Genomic DNA, 16,559 nt, shown 5'->3' on the forward strand with positions numbered 1-16,559 from the left:
TCGTATCACGGGACACGAGGAGCCGTCATGACTGAAGCCGTCATCGTTTCGACCGCGCGTTCGCCGATTGGCCGCGCAGGCAAGGGTTCGCTGGTCGATATGCGGCCCGACGACCTGGCAGCCCAGATGGTGCGCGCTGCGCTGGACAAGGTGCCGGGGCTCGACCCCCGCGACATCGACGACCTGATGATGGGCTGCGGGCAGCCCGGCGGTGAGGCCGGCTTCAACATCGGCCGCGCAGTGGCCGTCGAGTTGGGCTACGACTTCCTGCCCGGCACCACAGTGAACCGCTACTGTTCGTCGTCGCTTCAGACCACCCGGATGGCGTTCCACGCGATCAAGGCGGGCGAGGGCAGCGCATTCATTTCCGCTGGGGTGGAAACGGTTTCGCGGTTCCCGAAGGGTACGTCCGACGGCTGGCCTGACTCGCACAACCCATTGTTCGCCGACGCTGAGCAGCGGTCAGTGCAGGCATCAGCCGGCGCCGACGAGTGGCACGACCCGCGTGCGGACGGGCTGCTGCCGGACGTCTACATCGCGATGGGCCAGACCGCCGAGAACGTTGCACTGCACACCGGTATCAGCCGCGAGGACCAGGACCACTGGGGTGTGCGCAGCCAGAACCGCGCCGAAGAGGCCATCAAGAGCGGCTTCTTCGATCGCGAGATCGTCCCGGTGACGCTGCCCGACGGCTCGACGGTGAGCAAGGACGACGGGCCGCGCGCAGGCACCACCTACGAGGCGGTCAGCCAGCTGAAGCCGGTGTTCCGGCCGAACGGCACCATCACCGCCGGCAATGCCTGCCCCTTGAACGACGGCGCGGCCGCAGTTGTGGTGGTGTCGGACGCGAAGGCCAAGGAGCTGGGGCTCAAGCCGTTGGCGCGCATCGTCGCGACCGGTGTGTCCGGGCTGTCGCCGGAGATCATGGGCCTTGGCCCGATCGAGGCAACGCGTAAGGCGTTGGCGAATGCGGGCATGACGATCGACGACATCGATCTGTACGAGATCAATGAGGCGTTCGCGGTGCAGGTGCTGGGCTCGGCCCGCGAGTTGGGAATGGACCTCGACAGGCTGAACGTGTCCGGCGGTGCGATTGCGTTGGGTCACCCGTTCGGAATGACCGGTGCCCGCATCACCGCGACGCTGCTGAACAATCTGCAGACCCACGACAAGCAGTTCGGTCTGGAGACGATGTGCGTCGGCGGCGGCCAGGGTATGGCCATGATCATCGAGCGCCTCAGCTGATTTGCGTTGACTCTTGGCGCGAGTGTGGGCGTAATACACGCCGAACGTGAATTCGCGTGCGTTAAGCCCACACTCGGCGCAACGCCCTAGGTGCAGACTCAACGACAAAGGCCCGGCACATTTCGTGCCGGGCCTTCTCGTCGGGTAGCTAGTTACTGCTGTTCAAGTAGGACAGCAGCCGCAGGATCTCCAGGTACAGCCAGACCAGCGTCACGGTCAGGCCGAGCGCGATGCCCCATGCCGCCTTCTCCGGCGCGCCTGCGCGGATCGCCTGGTCGGCCTGGTCGAAGTCCGACAGGAAGAAGAACGCCGCGAGGCAGATCATCAAGAGCGAGAACAGAATCGCCAGCGGGCCGCCGTCGCGCAGCGGTCCGGCGCTGTGGGTGAAGAGCCCGACCACCAGGTTCACGATCATCAACACAACGGCACCGAAACCGGCCGCCACCAGGAAGCGGGTGAACTTCGGCGTCACGCGGATGGCGCCGGTCTTGTACACCACGAGCATGCCGAAGAACACGCCGAGCGTGCCAACGACGGCCTGGCTGATCAGCGCGCCGGCGCTGATGCCCGACACCATGAAGTTGGCGACGACGAAGGAGAACGTGCCGACGACCAACCCCTCACACACCGCGTAGCTCAGCACGATGCCCGGGTTGTCCTGCTTGCGACCGAAGATCGCGACCAGGATCAACACCATCCCGCCGACCAGGCCCACCATCATCAACGGCATGGCAAGCGCGATGTTCTGCGCGACCACGAAGTACGCCGCGACCGCGACCGCCGCCAGCACGCCGAGCGTGATGCCGGTCTTGGTGACGACGTCGTCGATGGTCAGCGGCCGCGAAACGCCCGCCTGCCGCTGCTCTGGGTACGCGCCTGCGTATGGGTCGGCATTTACCGTCTGCGCACCGTAGCCGGCGGCTCCGGTACCGAACTGCGCATAACCGCCCTGCGTCTTAGGCAGGGATCGAAATACCGGGTTGCTGGTCTCCCGCACCGTCGGATCCTCTCCATGTGCTGTGGTTCGACAAGTCGACGAACACACTCTCAACGTACGACTACCTGGCATCGGTTCCCGAGGGGACCTCCCAGCTAGTTCACAGGAAACCCTACCCGGCGCTGCTGTTTTCCGGACGACGATCTAGATTGCATAAGCGTGGCGGAAAACGAGGATGTCCTAGTAACTGTCGAGAACGGCGTCGGCCTGATCACTCTCAACCGCCCCAAGGCGATCAACTCGCTGACCCATCCGATGGTCACCGCGATGTCGACGGTGCTGACCGACTGGGAGAGCGACGACGGTGTCCACGCTGTCGTCGTTGACGGCGCAGGCGAGCGTGGCCTCTGCGCAGGCGGCGACATCGTCGTGATCTACCACAGTGCGCGGGCCGACGGCTCCGAGGCGCGGCAGTTCTGGTACGACGAGTATCTCCTCAACGCGCAGATCGGTCGCTACCGCAAGCCGTACGTCGCGCTGATGGACGGCATCGTGATGGGCGGCGGAGTCGGCATCAGCGCTCACGGCAGTGTCCGCGTCGTCACCGATACCACGAAAATGGCGATGCCCGAAGTCGGTATCGGCCTGATCCCCGACGTCGGCGGCACGTTCATTTTGTCGCGGGCACCGGGTCTGCTCGGCCTGCACGCCGCGCTGACGGGTGCGAACTTCGACGGTGCCGACGCGATCGCCCTCGGCTTCGCCGACCATTTCGTGCCCCACGACAAACTGCCCGCATTCAAGGAAGCGGTCGTGGCCGACGGTATCGACGCGGCGCTGGCCGCATACGCCACGGAGCCGCCGCCGAGTCACCTACTAGCGCAACGAGATTGGATCGACCAGTGCTACGCAGGCGACACCGCCGAGGACATCATCGCGGCGCTGCGCGGCCGTGACGCAGGTCCCGCCAATGACGCCGCCGGGCTGATCGAGAAACGCTCCCCCATCTGCGTGTCCGTGGCACTGCAGGCCATCCGCCGGGCCGCCAAGCTCGACACGCTCGAAGACGTGCTGCGCCAGGAGTATCGGACGTCGTGCGGATCGTCACGTTCGCATGATCTAGTGGAGGGCATCCGCGCCCAGGTCATCGACAAAGACCGCAACCCGAAGTGGTCGCCCGCGTCGCTGGCGGCCGTTACCACCGCCGACGTCGAGGCATACTTCGCGCCGGCCGATCGCGAACTGGAGTTCTCATGACCGACTACGAGACCATTCTGGTCACGCAAGACGACCGCGTCGGCACCATCACCCTGAATCGGCCCAAGGCGCTCAACGCGCTCAACAGCCAGGTGATGAACGAAGTCGTCTCCGCCGCAGCGCAATTCGACAACGACCCCGGCATCGGTGCGATCATCATCACCGGCTCCGGCGAGAAGGCGTTCGCGGCGGGCGCCGACATCAAGGAGATGGCCGAGCTGTCATTCGCCGACGTGTTCGCCGCTGACTTCTTCGCCGCGTGGGGCAAGTTCGCCGCCACCCGCACCCCGACCATCGCCGCGGTCGCCGGCTACGCGCTCGGCGGCGGGTGCGAGCTCGCGATGATGTGCGATCTGCTGATCGCCGCTGACACTGCGAAATTCGGGCAACCCGAGATCAAGCTCGGCGTGCTGCCCGGCATGGGCGGCTCGCAACGGCTCACCCGTGCGATCGGTAAGGCCAAGGCGATGGACCTGATCCTCACCGGTCGCAACATGGATGCCGAAGAGGCGGAACGCGCCGGCCTGGTGTCGCGCGTCGTGCCCGCCGACAAACTGCTCGACGAGGCCAACGCTGTCGCCAAGACCATCGCCGGCATGTCGCTGTCGGCGTCGCGAATGGCCAAGGAGGCCGTCAACCGTGCCTTCGAAAGCACGTTGGCCGAAGGACTGCTGTTCGAGCGCAGGCTGTTCCACTCTGCATTCGCCACCGACGACCAGACCGAAGGCATGAACGCGTTCACCGAGAAACGCCCACCGAACTTCACGCACCGGTAAATTTTCGTCCGTGACGGACACGGCGGAAGCCACCGAGGAAACCCCTCCGCAGCAGGAGCCCGCCAAGAAGCCGTGGTGGGAGAGGCATTACACCTTCACCGGCACAGCTGTCGGCTTGGTGTTCATCTGGCTGTCGCTGACGCCGTCGCTGCTGCCGCGCGGTCCGTTGTTCCAGGCCATCGTCAGCGGCGCGGCCGGCGCCATCGGCTACGGCATCGGCGTGTTCATCGTCTGGTTGGTGCGCTACATGCGCTCGAAGGACACCAGCCCGCCTGCACCACAGCAGGCATGGGTTGGGCTCCTGGTCATCGGCGTCATCGGCCAGGTCCTGATGATCATCTATTTCCACGTGTGGCAGGACGATGTGCGCGACCTCAACGGTGTGCCGCGCCTTGGATTCTGGGACCACCCGCTGACCGCCGTGCTGTCGATCGTCGTGCTGTTCGTGTTCGTCGAAATCGGCCAGCTGATAGGCAGATTGGTGCGGTTCCTGGTTCGCAAGGGCGATCGCTTTGTGCCGCCGCGCATTTCGGCCGTCATCGTGGTCGGGCTGCTGCTGGCGTTGACCATCGCGCTACTCAACGGCGTGGTGGCTCGTGTCGCGATGAGCACCATCAACAAGACGTTCTCGGCGGTGAACGACGAAACCGACCCCGATTTCCCGGCGCCGACGTCGAAGCTGCGGTCCGGCGGGCCGGAGTCGTTGGCAAGCTGGGAGTCGCTGGGCCATCAGGGCCGGGTATTCGTTTCTGCGGGCCCGACGATCGACAAGCTCACCAAGTTCAACGGCGCACCGGCGATCGAACCGATCCGGGCCTACGCGGGACTGCATTCCGCCGACGGCATCAAGGCCACGGCCAAGCTGGCCGCGGAGGAGTTGCGCCGAGAAGGTGGGCTGAATCGCGCGGTCGTCGCCGTCGCAACCACCACCGGCACCGGCTGGATCAACGAGGCGGAGGCCTCCGCGCTGGAGTACATGTACAACGGCAACACCGCGATTGTTTCGATGCAGTACTCGTTCCTGCCGAGTTGGCTGTCGTTCTTGGTCGACAAGGAGAACGCGCGCCAGGCCGGCCAGGCATTGTTTGAAGCCGTCGACGCGTTGGTCAAGGATCTACCCGAGGGCAAGCGCCCGAAGCTCGTCGTATTCGGGGAAAGCCTTGGGTCATTCGGCGGCGAGGCACCGTTCCTGGCCCTCAACAATCTCGTCGCCCGCACCGACGGCGCGTTGTTTTCCGGGCCGACGTTCAACAACACGATCTGGGACGACCTGACCCGCAACCGCGACGAGGGCTCCCCGATGTGGTTGCCGATTTACGACAAGGGCGACAACGTCCGCTTCGCGGCGCGTTCCGAGAATCTCGGCAGGCCGGCAGATCCGTGGGGCCATCCGCGGGTGGTGTACCTTCAGCACGCGTCCGATCCGATCGCGTGGTGGAACGTGGATCTGCTGTTCACCCAACCGGATTGGCTGAAGGAACCGCGCGGTTATGACCTGTCGCCGCGGATGGATTGGATCCCGATCGTGACGTTCCTTCAGGTGTCCGCCGATATGGCGGTCGCGGTCGATGTGCCCGACGGGCACGGCCACGTCTACGTCAAGGACGTCGCCAACGCCTGGGCGGCCATTCTGCAGCCGCCGGGGTGGACGCCGGCAAAGACCGACAAGCTGCGCCCGCTGCTGTCGAACGACGAAAACGCTTAGACGACAACCCCTTCGGCCTTCAGCGCGTGATAGCCGCCGACGACGTCGGTCGCGCGGTGCAGTCCGAGGTCGACCAGCGCGGCGGCGGCCAGGCTCGAGGTGTACCCCTCCGAACACAGCACCACCCATTCGACGTCGTCTCCGACGGCCTGCGGTAACCGGGCGTCGCTGGTCGGGTCGCAGCGCCACTCGAGCACATTGCGCTCGATCACCAGCGCGGCGGGCACGTCGCCCTCGCGCTCGCGCTGAGCCTGCGGGCGGATGTCGATTAGCAGCGCACCGCGCTCCAGTGCTGCGGGCACCTCACGCGCAGAAAGCCTGTGCAGCCGGGAGCGGGCCTGTTCCAGCACGCGATCGATTCGACTCATCATCCCTCCGGTGCGTCGGTGAGTTCGGTTCGCTTGCGACGCAACGTCTTCCGCTCGGTCACCTCGTAGTAGGACATCGCCGTCAGCGGCGGCGAGTACGCGTGCACACTGAGCGTGGGATTCACCGGCGCCGACAGGTCGCGTTCAGGCGTCCAGACCACGTCATGCACCCAGCCGAGCGGGAAGGCGGCCTGATCACCCGCCCGAAGGCGACGGCGCCGCAAGGCCTCCCCGTCCCAGCGCGTCTCCCGCAGTGCGCCGGAAACCACCGTCAGCGCGCCAAGCGACCCACCGTGATCGTGCAACTCGGTCGAGCGATCCGGCACCCAGCTGATCAGCCAGACATCGAGTTCGTCGTCGCCGTGCAGGCGCGTGAACCAACGCTCGTCGGGCGGCGGTCCGTCAACCGGCAGCAGCTGGTCGAAACGGCCCGACAACACGTCGTCGGCGTAGCGATCGGTGGCTTGCAGCAGGTCGGGCAGTCGCAGGCGGGTCGGCGAGGATACGGCCGGAACTGCAGAGGGCAACACAGCAGGCTGCGCGGAAACCATGAAGAACTCCAGAAAATGGGCGAGGACGGATCGGGGGCGGGCGCTTACGCCCCGCAACACTCGAGCAGTCCGGTCCTCACGCCGTACAGTGTGGCATCGCCAAACGGTCGCCCGGCAGCACGTTGCCGCATCGCATTCGGGCCCCTCTGGAACTGGCCTGCTCAGACGCGCGAATACCGCTAGATTCACGGTGAGCTTAAGTATCTGTCCCAAATATGGGACTAGTGCTTCGATCTTGTTGCTAAAACTGCAGGGAATTATTTGCCAGAAGCGTCAATTTGGGTCCTAAATTGGCCTACTGGGTTCGGATTGCGGCCCTAACGGCTGAGCGTCCGATCCATACGCCGAGCGTCGAGCAGGCATATCGCCATTTGGTTTGTACAATTTGCGAAACAGTCGGCCGACGTTTCTGCGGCTGCGTCGATTAGACGCATCCGATGACAAATTTGCCATCTTTGCGAGCTGTGACGCGGATGCCCCCACCTCCCGACCCCGCGGCGACCAGTACGACGGCCCCACTCGCGTTGGGTCAACCACCCTTCACGGCGCTGGTCGCAAGCCCGAGGTCGCATGCGGCACAGGTCTTTCCCCGACTTGCCGGCCCCGGATCGGACCAGGCTGCTGCGCCGCGGGTCGAATGAGCAGAGGCAGTTCGGCAGCTGCCCGAACGCCTTGCCACCGACAGTCGGCGACACCCGTCGCTCTGCCCGGACTCCCGCTCGCCATGACGCCATGCCGAAGAGAACCCGAGCATGGTTGCTGACAGGCACCAGATGCATGGCCCAGCAAGTGGCACTTGCGGGCTTGGCAATCGCAATCTCGCGATATTTATCTGCCAGTTGCTGTGAAAAGTCATTCGGACTGTGCTAATTATTATTGTTGCTCGCAGCGAGTTGCTGATTAGCCACGAAATAGAGCGCAGGCTCACTCACCGGTGAAGGGATGGCATCGATGACGGCCAAGTACCCCAAGGGCGCAAAGCATGGACGGCCGGGCAAGAAAACGCTGGTCACCGCCGCTGTGACGGGCGGCGTGCTCGCTGCTGCCGGGGCGGGCGCCTTCGATGTGTTCAATGGACCGGACGGGTCCCCTGTCCCCGCGCCGGTGATGCACACCCCCAGCTTGGCTGCGGCCATCCTGCCCAACCCGACCCCCAACCCGCTGCTGGCGGCGGCCCAGCCCATCGTGGCCCCGGACCCCGACGGCGGGCTGGCGGTCGGTGGCGGTGCGGCCCCTGCCGGCGTCGACCCTGCGGCACCTCCCGCCGCAGAGCCCGTGACGGCGAGCTCCGATCCGGCGCCGGGGCTGTGCGGTGGCACACCGATCATCGGCCAGAACTGCGTCACGCAGGCGTTCGCACCCATGACCACGTTCGACACTCAAATCGCGGCGTTCAGCCCGCAGAACCTGGGCTTGCAGACCGCCAACGTGGCGAATGCGTTCGCCGGCCTGCCGATGAGCGGCATCTCGGCGTTCCTCGGTGGCGGCGGCAGTGCACCGACCGCCAAGCCGGCTGCCACTGACGACCCACCCTCGACTCCGACCACTACTGGCCCAGCACGGAATCCGTTCGCAGAGGCCATCGGCCAGATGACGTTCAACAGCGTCAAGGTCGCCGGGATCTTCGTCAACAACGGCGACGAGCCCGGTGAGAACGGCGGACTGCTCTTCGGCAACGGCGCTGACGGGGCCGACGGTCAAAACGGCGGCCGCGCGGGCCTGTTCTTCGGCCGCGGCGGTAACGGCGGCAACGGCGTCGAAGGCGTCAACAACGGCAATGGCGGTGACGGCGGTTCCGCCGGATTCTGGGGCAACGGCGGATCAGGCGGTGCCGGGGCCAGCACGACGACCGCCGAAGGCAACACAGTCGCAGGCAACGGCGGCAACGGTGGCAATTCCGGGTTGGCGTTCGGCAATGCCGGTGACGGCGGTGCAGGCGGCACGGCCACCAGTGCGAACGGCGACGCCATCGGCGGGCAGGGCGGTTCCGGTGGCAGCAACACATGGACCGGTTCCGGCGGCATCGGCGGCGCGGGCGGTGGCGCCACCAGCGACTCAGGCAACGCCACGGGTGGCACCGGCGGCGACGGCGGCCACACGGGCAGCCTGTTCGGCTGGGCAGGCGGCGGCGGTGCGGGCGGAACGGCGACAAGCAACACTGGCGACGCGACCGGCGGCACCGGCGGCAACGGCGGCGGTCTCGGCACCGAAGGTGACAGCGGCGACGGCGGCGCAGGCGGCGGGGCCACGACCGGGACCGGTACTGCGACCGGCGGTTCGGGCGGCAACGGCGGAAGCAACATCTTCAACGGCACCGCAGGCAACGGCGGAACAGGCGGCACTGCAGCGGCGACCACCGGCACCGCCACCGGCGGAACCGGCGGCAATGCGGGAACCGGCGGCATCGACGGGCAGGGCGCCAACGGTGGATCCGGCGGCGACGCAACCGTCGGAACCGGTTCGGCCACAGGCGGATCCGGCGGATCGGGCGGCGGCAGCGGCCTGATGCAAAACGGTGGCGACGGCGGCAACGGCGGCACCGGCACCGCGACCACCGGCAGCGGCACCGGCGGCTCTGGCGGCACCGGCGGTGGCACCAGCTGGGCGAACGGCTACCACGGCGGCACCGGCGGCACGGGCGGCAATGGCACCGCGACCACCGGCACCGGCACCGGCGGTAGTGGTGGCACCGGCGGACACGACGGCCTCGGCGCGGCAGACGGCCAGGGCGGCGCAGGCGGCACCGGCACCGGGTCGGCAGGCGGCACGAACGGCGGGACCGGCTCGAACGGGTAACCGGCGAGTCCGTAGGGGCCAGGCGCCCGAACGGGCTCGAACGCGTTGCATAGATTGGGCGGCATGCGCAGGTACCCCCAATGCGTCGTGCTGTGCACTGCACTGCTGGCGTTCGCGATCGCCGGATGTTCGTCGAGTGAGCAGAAGCCGTCGACGACTGCCAACCCGTCGACCACCGAGCCGCCGCCGCTGCCCGCAGCACCTGCTGAGCCGGGCGCGATCGGCGTCTCCCCCGGCGGCGTCACCACCAAGGTCGACGTTCCGGCCGACGCGACGGAATCGCAGTACGGGCAGGCTTGCCACGCCGCCAAGGTCTGGATGGACGAGCAGCACGCTGCCGACCCCAAGACCCTCGTCGAGCCCTACCTGAAGCTGATCCAGGCGCCCGACTTCACCGGCCCGGGGAACTTCAACACGCCCTGGGCCAACCTGACGCCGGCGCAACAGGCGGGCGTCATCGTGGCGATCACCGCCGCGGGCAACGGCGAGTGCGAGTAGCAGCAGCAGCGCAGAATAGCGGTATGGCTTCCAAGCGCGTCGCCCTGGCTCTGGGGAGCGGCGGCGCGCGCGGATACGCCCACATCGGCGTCATCGACGAACTGCGCGACCGCGGTTACGACATCGTCGGGATCGCGGGCTCGTCGATGGGTGCGCTCGTCGGCGGGTTGCAGGCCGCAGGCAAGCTCGACGAATTCGCCGACTGGGCCAAGTCATTGACGCAGCGGGCGGTGTTGCGGCTACTCGACCCGTCAATCAGCGCCGCGGGGGCGCTGCGGGCGGAGAAGATCCTCGACGCGGTCCGCGACATTCTCGGTGAGGTGACGATCGAGGAGCTGTCGATTCCGTATACCGCAGTGTCGACCGACCTGCTGTCGGGGAAATCCGTTTGGCTGCAACGTGGTTCGGTCGACGCCGCGATTCGGGCGTCGATCGCGATCCCCGGCGTGATCACACCGCATGTGTTCGACGGACGCCTGCTCGCCGACGGCGGCATTCTCGACCCGCTGCCGATGGCGCCGATCGCGGCCGTCAACGCCGATCTCACCATCGCGGTCAGCCTGGCGGGCAGCGAAGCCGGCGGCCGCTACGAGCCGACCGACACCGAAGCGCGGGCGTCGACAGAATGGTTGAGCCGGATGTGGCGAAGTACGACCGCACTGTTCGAACGCACGGGTGCCGCGCCCGACGAGGCCGCCGACGAACTGGTCGACGTATCCAAGAACGACCCCGCAGAGGCGGTAGATGCGGTCGAGCCGGTGCCGAGGCTGGGCAGCTTCGAGGTGATGAACCGCACCATCGACATCGCCCAGGCGGCGCTGGCACGCCACACGCTGGCGGCGTATCCACCCGATGTGCTGATCGAAGTGCCGCGCACGGCGTGCCGCAGCCTGGAGTTCTATCGCGCAGCCGAGGTCATCGACATCGGCCGCGAGCTGGCCGTCGCCGTTCTCGACGAGCTCGAAAAGTCAACGCAGGCGCACTGATTCAGGTCGCGAGGAAGTCGGCGACCGCCGCGGCGACGCGACGACCCTGCTCACGGCCCGCCAACGCCGACGGCGTGCGGCACGCCGGGTCCAGTGGATTGGGACCGAATGCGGCGAGCGACTCGTCGTCGGCGAACACTCCGAATGTCGCCGCGGCGAACGTGTCGACCTCTTCGGCAGCGCCGTCACCGAACGGCGATGGCGTCGAACGGCCCGACGGCACCAGCACCACCACGACATCGCAATCGCCCGCGAGCGCGATGTTGACACTGCTTCCGACCCCGCCGTCCATGTAGCGCCGGTCACCGATCGTGACCGGCGGCCAGACACCCGGCACCGCGCAGCTGGCCGCGACCGCATCGACAAGGCCGACACCCGAGTCGTTGTCAAACGTGACCAGCTCACCGGTGGCGGTGTCGATCGCGGAAACCCGCAACGCCCGCTCGGGCCAGTCATGCGACGGCAGCCGGTGCGCAATCACCTCACGGCGCACCGCCTCGCTGACGGTGGCCGTGGACAGCGCAACTGCGCCGATCTTCTGCAGCTTCTGCGTCTGGGTCGTGTTCGGCGTCAGCATCGCGGCGACGAACAGGTCGGTGATCTCCTCGATGCCGACGTTCGGGGTGAGCTCCGTCGACGACGCGCTGATCTGCCGGTCGAACAACGCATCGAGCCCAAGGCCGCTGCTCAGTTGCGCGGCGACCGTCGAGCCTGCCGACGTGCCCACCAGCACGTCGACGTCCAACAGGGCCTTCGCAGTCTCCGGCGACTCGTCAGCGATGCCGCGCAGTACTCCGGTCTCCCATGCGATGCCTGCCAGTCCTCCACCGGCCAGCACCAGGGCGCGTTTCGTTGCCACGGCAGCGAGTGTGCCAGGCCGCCGTTAGGGTCCAGACATGCGCATTGTCGTGACCCTGGTCGTCGGCTGGCTGGTCGCTTTCGCACCGACCGCGATTGCCGAGCCGCCCGCGCCGCCGGCGCCGATCATCCCGCCGCCGGTGCAGCCCGCAAACATCGGCGATCTGAAGTTCACCGCGGTCGACTATTACAACAGCGGTGCCTACCTGACAGATCTGCAGCTCGCGACCGCGCCTGCCATCGCGTGGATCAACGACGAGGCGCCGCGGGTGGACCGGCCGGCGGTCGTGTTCGATATCGACGAGACGGCGCTGTCCAACTGGGAAGGGCTCAAAGCCAACGACTTTGGCCGCATCCTCAATGGGCCTTGCGACCGGTTGCCGCAAGGACCGTGCGGCTTGATCGCGTGGGATCAGCGGGCGCAGTCGACGGTGATTCAGCCGACGATGGACGTGTTCACCACCGCGCGCGACCGCGGCGCGACGATCTTCTTCATCACCGGCCGGGATGAGACCCAGCGCGCGGCCACCGAGCGTAACCTGCAGGCTGTCGGCTACACCGGCTACCAGCAGTTGATCATGGAACCGGCTGGCGCCCATTATGTTTCGGCCGCCGACTTCAAGGCACCGCAGCGGGAGAAGATCGAGCAGCAGGGCTACACGATCATCGCCAATCTCGGCGATCAGCCGTCCGACCTCGAAGGCGGCTTCTCCGAGCAGACCTATCTGCTGCCGAACCCGTTCTATCGCATTCCCTGATCACGCCACCGAGGCGTGCTGGGACGCAGCGGCTTGCGCCGTCAAATCGTCATGGCGCAGTTGATGTTTGGGCGGGTCGGGGAATGCGATGCGACGCTCGATTCCCAGGTCGGCGTCGACATGCACCAATTCCCCAGGCGCGAGCGGCTGCCAGTCGTCGTCATCCATCGGCTCGCTGGCGAATACGACCGAGGCGTCCGACGTCAACTCGTCGCTGTGGGCGGTGATGCGCGAGCTCTGCATCCGCAGCCGCCGGTTGTCGACGCCGCGGCGGTCGAGCAGATACAGCTCGTGGGTCTCCGGATAACGCAGCGCCCACATGTCGGTTGCAGTGCTGAGCAGGATGTTGACCGCGAAAATGGGCACGTTGCCGGCCAACCAACCCACCGCGTCGACGATCCCCGTGCCGACATCGTCGCCACGCCTGATGCAACCTGTGATCAACGCGAAGACCCGTTCCGAGTCCGTCTCGCCGACCACCAGATCGGCGACGCCGAGGTCGTTCAGCCGCGCGTCGATCACGTCGAGCCCCTCGACGACGCCGTTGTGCGCGAAGATCCGGTCGTCCTGCAGGAACGGGTGGGTGTTGCGGGGCTCGAGCGCTGCGCTCGACGAATACCGGACATGCGCGATGAACGTCGTCCCGGTCAGCTCGTGCGCCTCGGTCGCGAACGCCTGGTCCTGCCACGCCGCGATGGGCTGCTTGTAAATCCCTGGCTTACCGTCGGGCCCGAAGACTCCGAGCCCAGTGCCGTCCGGGTTGCGCTTGCTCTGCTCGACGAGATTGTCGGGCGCGTCGAGCAACCAGAACGTCGCGGTCACCTCGCGTTTGTCGGCATGAAGGCCGAACAGCCGGCACATGGCCCGATGGTAGCGTGACGGAATGGTTGACACCATGCGTGCCGAGCGTTTCTACGCCGACTCCAAAACCATTGCGGTGGAGGATATTCCGATTCCCGAACCGGGGCCCGGCGAGGTGCTCGTCAAGGTCGCGTTCTGCGGCATCTGCCATTCGGATCTCAGCCTGATCAACGGTACCTTCCCCGCGCAGCTGCCGGTGGTGACGCAGGGCCATGAGGCGTCGGGCACGATCGCCAAGCTGGGCCCCGGCGTCACCGGCTGGTCGGAGGGCGACCGGGTGATCGTCGCTGCAGGCAGGCCCTGCACGAAGTGCCCGAAATGCAGGCGCGGCGACATCTCCAACTGCCAGCGGCTTCAGTTGATGGCCTTCGCCTACGACGGCGGGTGGGCCGAGTACACGGTCGCGCAGGCCGTCGGTCTGACCCGGGTGCCAGACAACGTTTCGCTCGAGCAGGCCGCGATCCTCGCCGACGCGGTGTCGACGCCGTTCGGCGCCGTGGTGCGCACCGGGAAGGTGGGTATCGGGGAGTCGGTCGGCGTGTGGGGTGTCGGTGGCGTCGGCACGCACATCGTGCAACTGGCCCGTCTGGTCGGTGCCGCGCCGGTGCTCGCGATCGACATCAAGCCCGCAGTGCTGGACCGGGCGCTCGAATTGGGCGCCGACCACGCCCTGGATGCGAGCGATCCCGCGCTGCGCGACAAGATCGCCGAGATCACCGGTGGCCGGATGTTGGATGTGGCCTTCGATGCCGTAGGCCTGAAGTCGACGTTCGAGCAGGCGCTCGACTGCATCACCGTTGGCGGGCGTCTCGTCGGCGTGGGGATGAGTGCTGAGGCGCCGAGCGTTGGTCCAACCAGTATGTTCGGCCTGACGCAGAAGCACGTGCTCGGCCACCTCGGCTACCAGAACGTCGACATCGAAACGCTCGCCACGCTGGTTTCGCTGGGGCGGCTCGATCTGTCCCGCTCCATCAGCGATGTCGTCTCCTTGGAAGACGTCGGAGTCGGCATCGAAAAGCTGGAACGCCAGGAGGGCAACCCGATTCGGATTCTGGTCAAGCCGTGACGGAACTGAACGGCCGGGTGGCCCTGGTGACCGGTGCGTCAGGCGGCATCGGCAAGGGCATCGCGCGTGCACTGGCCGACGAGGGAGTCGATCTGTTCCTGACCTACGGCCGCCACGCCGATGACGCCGAGGAAGTTGCGGGCCACGCCCGCGCCCTCGGCAGACGCGCCGTCGTCGCATCGGCGGACCTGGCCGACCCGACCGCTCCTGCCCGCTTGGTCGCGCAGGCCAACAGCGAGCTGGGCGGCGTCGACGTCCTGGTCGCCAACGCCGGCACCGCGGATGTAAAGGGTTGGCAGAACATCGATCTCGAGTCGTGGAACAAGACGCTGGCCATCAATCTGACGGCACCGTTTCTGCTGGCGCAGCAGGTGCTGCCCGCGATGGTCGAGAAGCGGTTCGGACGCGTGCTGTTCGTCTCGTCGGTGGCTGGGCTCAACGGTGGTGTCGTCGGCGCCCATTACGCCGCGAGCAAGGCCGGACTGCACGGGCTGATGCATCATCTGGCGCCGCGCGTGGCAGCCGACGGTGTGACCGTCAACGCGTTGGCGCCCGCATTGATCGGCGACACCGGAATGTTTCCCGTCGACCCGGATAGCGCGGCCAGCACGCCGATGCCCATTCCGGTCGGGCGCGCGGGCCGCCCCGCCGAGGTGGCGGAGATGGCAATTGCCATGCTGCGCAACGGGTATCTGACCAACAAGGTGGTCACGCTGGACGGCGGGATCCTGCCGCGCTAGTGCGGCGGTGCGCGCTACCGGCTAGCCGGTAGCACATATTGGTGGCCAGCGGCGATGACCAGCGCGCCTTTGGTGCGCGAAAGTACCCTGCATGACGCTATCCATTGACCGCAGCACACACGCCGCATCACTACTACACGGCGAGGTCGTCGAAGAGTCAGACCTCGGCTTCATTCAGCGCCTCACCGCCGACAACTTCCCGATCCTCAATGGTCTATCGATCAAGCGGTTGGTGATCAACCCCGGCGCGATGCGCACCCCGCATTGGCACGCCAACGCCAACGAGCTGACCTACTGCATCTCAGGCACCGCACTGGTCACCGTGCTCGACACCGGCAGCCAGTTCGCGAGCTTCACGATCAGCGCCGGCGAAATGTTCCACATCGACTCCGGCTCACTACATCACATCGAGAACATCGGCACCGACCCCGCCGAGTTCATCATCACGTTCCGCCACGAACGTCCCGAGGACTTCGGCCTCGCCGGTGCATTCGGCGCAATGACCGACGCGGTGCTCGGCAACACCTATGACCTCGACGCGTCGGACTTCAGAGCGATCCGTCGCAACCTGGTCGACCGCTCGATCGTCGGCCGCATTGGCGACGCAGTGGTGCCGTCGACCGCGCATTTCAACGACCCCCACAAGTTCGCTGTCGAGGCGATGACGCCACCGGTCCAGGCCGCCGTCGGATCCGCCCGCACCGCCCGCGTCCAGTTCTGGCCCGCGCTCAAGGATCTGTCGATGTACTCGCTGCGCATCCGCGAAGACGGCATGCGCGAGCCGCACTGGCATCCGGTCACGGCTGAAATGGGTTATGTGCAAAGCGGTTCTGCGCGCATGACAGTGATGGATCCCGACGGCACACTGGACACCTGGTACCTCGACCAGGGCGACGTGTACTTCATACCGCGCGCCTATCCGCATCACATCGAGGTTTTCGACGCCCCGGAGTGGCACTTCCTGATCTTCTTCGACCAGCCGTTCCCCGCCGACATCGGCTACCGCACGTCCATCAGCGCGTACTCGCGGGAAGTGCTGGCCGCGACGTTCAACACCCACATCGACGACCTGCCGAACTTCCCGTTCACTTCGTCAGACCCGTTGATCGTCAACCGGCACAACCCGTTGGACCGCTGACTCCTGAATTGCCCGGCTC

Annotated in this window: 16 protein-coding genes; 11 read left to right on the forward strand and 5 right to left on the reverse strand. The window is 66.7% G+C overall.

Annotation, left to right across the window (positions count from 1 at the left end):
• Nucleotides 1–27: 27 nt before the first annotated feature.
• Entirely contained in the window at nt 28–1,245 is a 1,218-nt protein-coding gene (locus J3E61_RS02025; RefSeq protein ID WP_210082420.1) for an acetyl-CoA C-acetyltransferase, read from the forward strand.
• 148 nt (nt 1,246–1,393) lie between these two features.
• Here the strand turns inward: J3E61_RS02025 and J3E61_RS02030 are convergent, their stop codons facing one another.
• Nucleotides 1,394–2,242 (reverse strand): Bax inhibitor-1/YccA family protein, encoded by an 849-nt coding sequence (locus J3E61_RS02030; protein ID WP_210082421.1) that lies wholly within the window; start codon nt 2,240–2,242, stop codon nt 1,394–1,396.
• Nucleotides 2,243–2,401: 159 nt separating this feature from the next.
• Between J3E61_RS02030 and J3E61_RS02035 the strand changes: the two genes are divergently transcribed.
• Genes J3E61_RS02035 through J3E61_RS02045 form a run of 3 tightly spaced genes read left to right on the forward strand, consistent with a single transcriptional unit; the run spans nt 2,402 to nt 5,920 of the window.
• Nucleotides 2,402–3,439, forward strand: coding sequence for an enoyl-CoA hydratase/isomerase family protein (locus J3E61_RS02035; protein ID WP_210082422.1), 1,038 nt, complete (start codon nt 2,402–2,404; stop codon nt 3,437–3,439).
• A complete protein-coding gene (locus tag J3E61_RS02040) occupies nt 3,436–4,215 on the forward strand; it encodes an enoyl-CoA hydratase (RefSeq protein WP_210082423.1) in 780 nt (259 codons plus the stop codon). Before J3E61_RS02035 ends, J3E61_RS02040 begins: the two co-directional genes overlap by 4 nt.
• Nucleotides 4,216–4,225: 10 nt before the next feature.
• Entirely contained in the window at nt 4,226–5,920 is a 1,695-nt protein-coding gene (locus J3E61_RS02045; protein WP_210082424.1) for an alpha/beta-hydrolase family protein, read from the forward strand.
• Here J3E61_RS02045 and J3E61_RS02050 read toward each other — a convergent pair.
• Both J3E61_RS02050 and J3E61_RS02055 read right to left on the reverse strand, forming a co-directional pair.
• Nucleotides 5,917–6,288, reverse strand: a complete 372-nt coding sequence (locus J3E61_RS02050; RefSeq protein ID WP_210082425.1) for a sulfurtransferase — start codon at nt 6,286–6,288, stop codon at nt 5,917–5,919. The two genes, J3E61_RS02045 and J3E61_RS02050, sit on opposite strands and share 4 nt — an antisense overlap.
• Entirely contained in the window at nt 6,288–6,839 is a 552-nt protein-coding gene (locus tag J3E61_RS02055) for a cysteine dioxygenase family protein (protein ID WP_210082426.1), read from the reverse strand. The genes J3E61_RS02050 and J3E61_RS02055 overlap by 1 nt, the downstream gene beginning before the upstream one ends.
• A 951-nt stretch (nt 6,840–7,790) precedes the next feature.
• On the opposite strand from J3E61_RS02055, the gene J3E61_RS02060 reads away from it, so the two are divergent.
• From J3E61_RS02060 to J3E61_RS02070, 3 genes are all read left to right on the forward strand, one after another.
• A complete protein-coding gene (locus J3E61_RS02060) occupies nt 7,791–9,635 on the forward strand; it encodes a hypothetical protein (RefSeq protein WP_210082427.1) in 1,845 nt (614 codons plus the stop codon).
• Nucleotides 9,636–9,698: 63 nt separating this feature from the next.
• The gene (locus J3E61_RS02065; RefSeq protein WP_210082428.1) at nt 9,699–10,133 is read left to right on the forward strand and encodes a lipoprotein LpqV; all 435 of its coding nucleotides are present in this window, start codon (nt 9,699–9,701) and stop codon (nt 10,131–10,133) included.
• Between the two features lie 23 nt (nt 10,134–10,156).
• Entirely contained in the window at nt 10,157–11,119 is a 963-nt protein-coding gene (locus J3E61_RS02070; RefSeq protein ID WP_210082429.1) for a patatin-like phospholipase family protein, read from the forward strand.
• Nucleotide 11,120: 1 nt separating this feature from the next.
• On the opposite strand, the gene J3E61_RS02075 is transcribed toward J3E61_RS02070, so the two are convergent.
• Nucleotides 11,121–11,978, reverse strand: coding sequence for a patatin-like phospholipase family protein (locus J3E61_RS02075; protein WP_210082430.1), 858 nt, complete (start codon nt 11,976–11,978; stop codon nt 11,121–11,123).
• Between the two features lie 37 nt (nt 11,979–12,015).
• Here J3E61_RS02075 and J3E61_RS02080 point away from each other — a divergent pair, with 37 nt between their 5' ends.
• Complete coding sequence (locus J3E61_RS02080; protein WP_210082431.1) at nt 12,016–12,735, forward strand: acid phosphatase; 720 nt, start codon at nt 12,016–12,018, stop codon at nt 12,733–12,735.
• Here the strand turns inward: J3E61_RS02080 and J3E61_RS02085 are convergent, their stop codons facing one another.
• Nucleotides 12,736–13,596, reverse strand: coding sequence for a class II glutamine amidotransferase (locus J3E61_RS02085; RefSeq protein ID WP_210082432.1), 861 nt, complete (start codon nt 13,594–13,596; stop codon nt 12,736–12,738).
• 22 nt (nt 13,597–13,618) lie between these two features.
• Here J3E61_RS02085 and J3E61_RS02090 point away from each other — a divergent pair, with 22 nt between their 5' ends.
• The 3 genes from J3E61_RS02090 to J3E61_RS02100 all read left to right on the forward strand — a co-directional run bounded on the left by J3E61_RS02090 (nt 13,619) and on the right by J3E61_RS02100 (nt 16,540).
• Nucleotides 13,619–14,662 carry an alcohol dehydrogenase catalytic domain-containing protein gene (locus tag J3E61_RS02090; RefSeq protein ID WP_192726886.1) on the forward strand — a complete coding sequence of 348 codons (1,044 nt, stop codon included), beginning with the start codon at nt 13,619–13,621 and terminating at the stop codon, nt 14,660–14,662.
• Nucleotides 14,659–15,402: an SDR family NAD(P)-dependent oxidoreductase gene (locus tag J3E61_RS02095; RefSeq protein ID WP_210082433.1), complete on the forward strand. Its 744-nt coding sequence runs from the start codon at nt 14,659–14,661 to the stop codon at nt 15,400–15,402. Before J3E61_RS02090 ends, J3E61_RS02095 begins: the two co-directional genes overlap by 4 nt.
• 91 nt (nt 15,403–15,493) lie before the next feature.
• On the forward strand, nt 15,494–16,540 hold the full coding sequence (locus J3E61_RS02100) for a cupin domain-containing protein (RefSeq protein WP_210082434.1): 1,047 nt from the start codon (nt 15,494–15,496) through the stop codon (nt 16,538–16,540).
• Nucleotides 16,541–16,559: the final 19 nt, after the last annotated feature.

It is taken from the genome of Mycobacterium sp. OAE908 (genome assembly GCF_017872775.1).
Taxonomy (GTDB): domain Bacteria; phylum Actinomycetota; class Actinomycetes; order Mycobacteriales; family Mycobacteriaceae; genus Mycobacterium.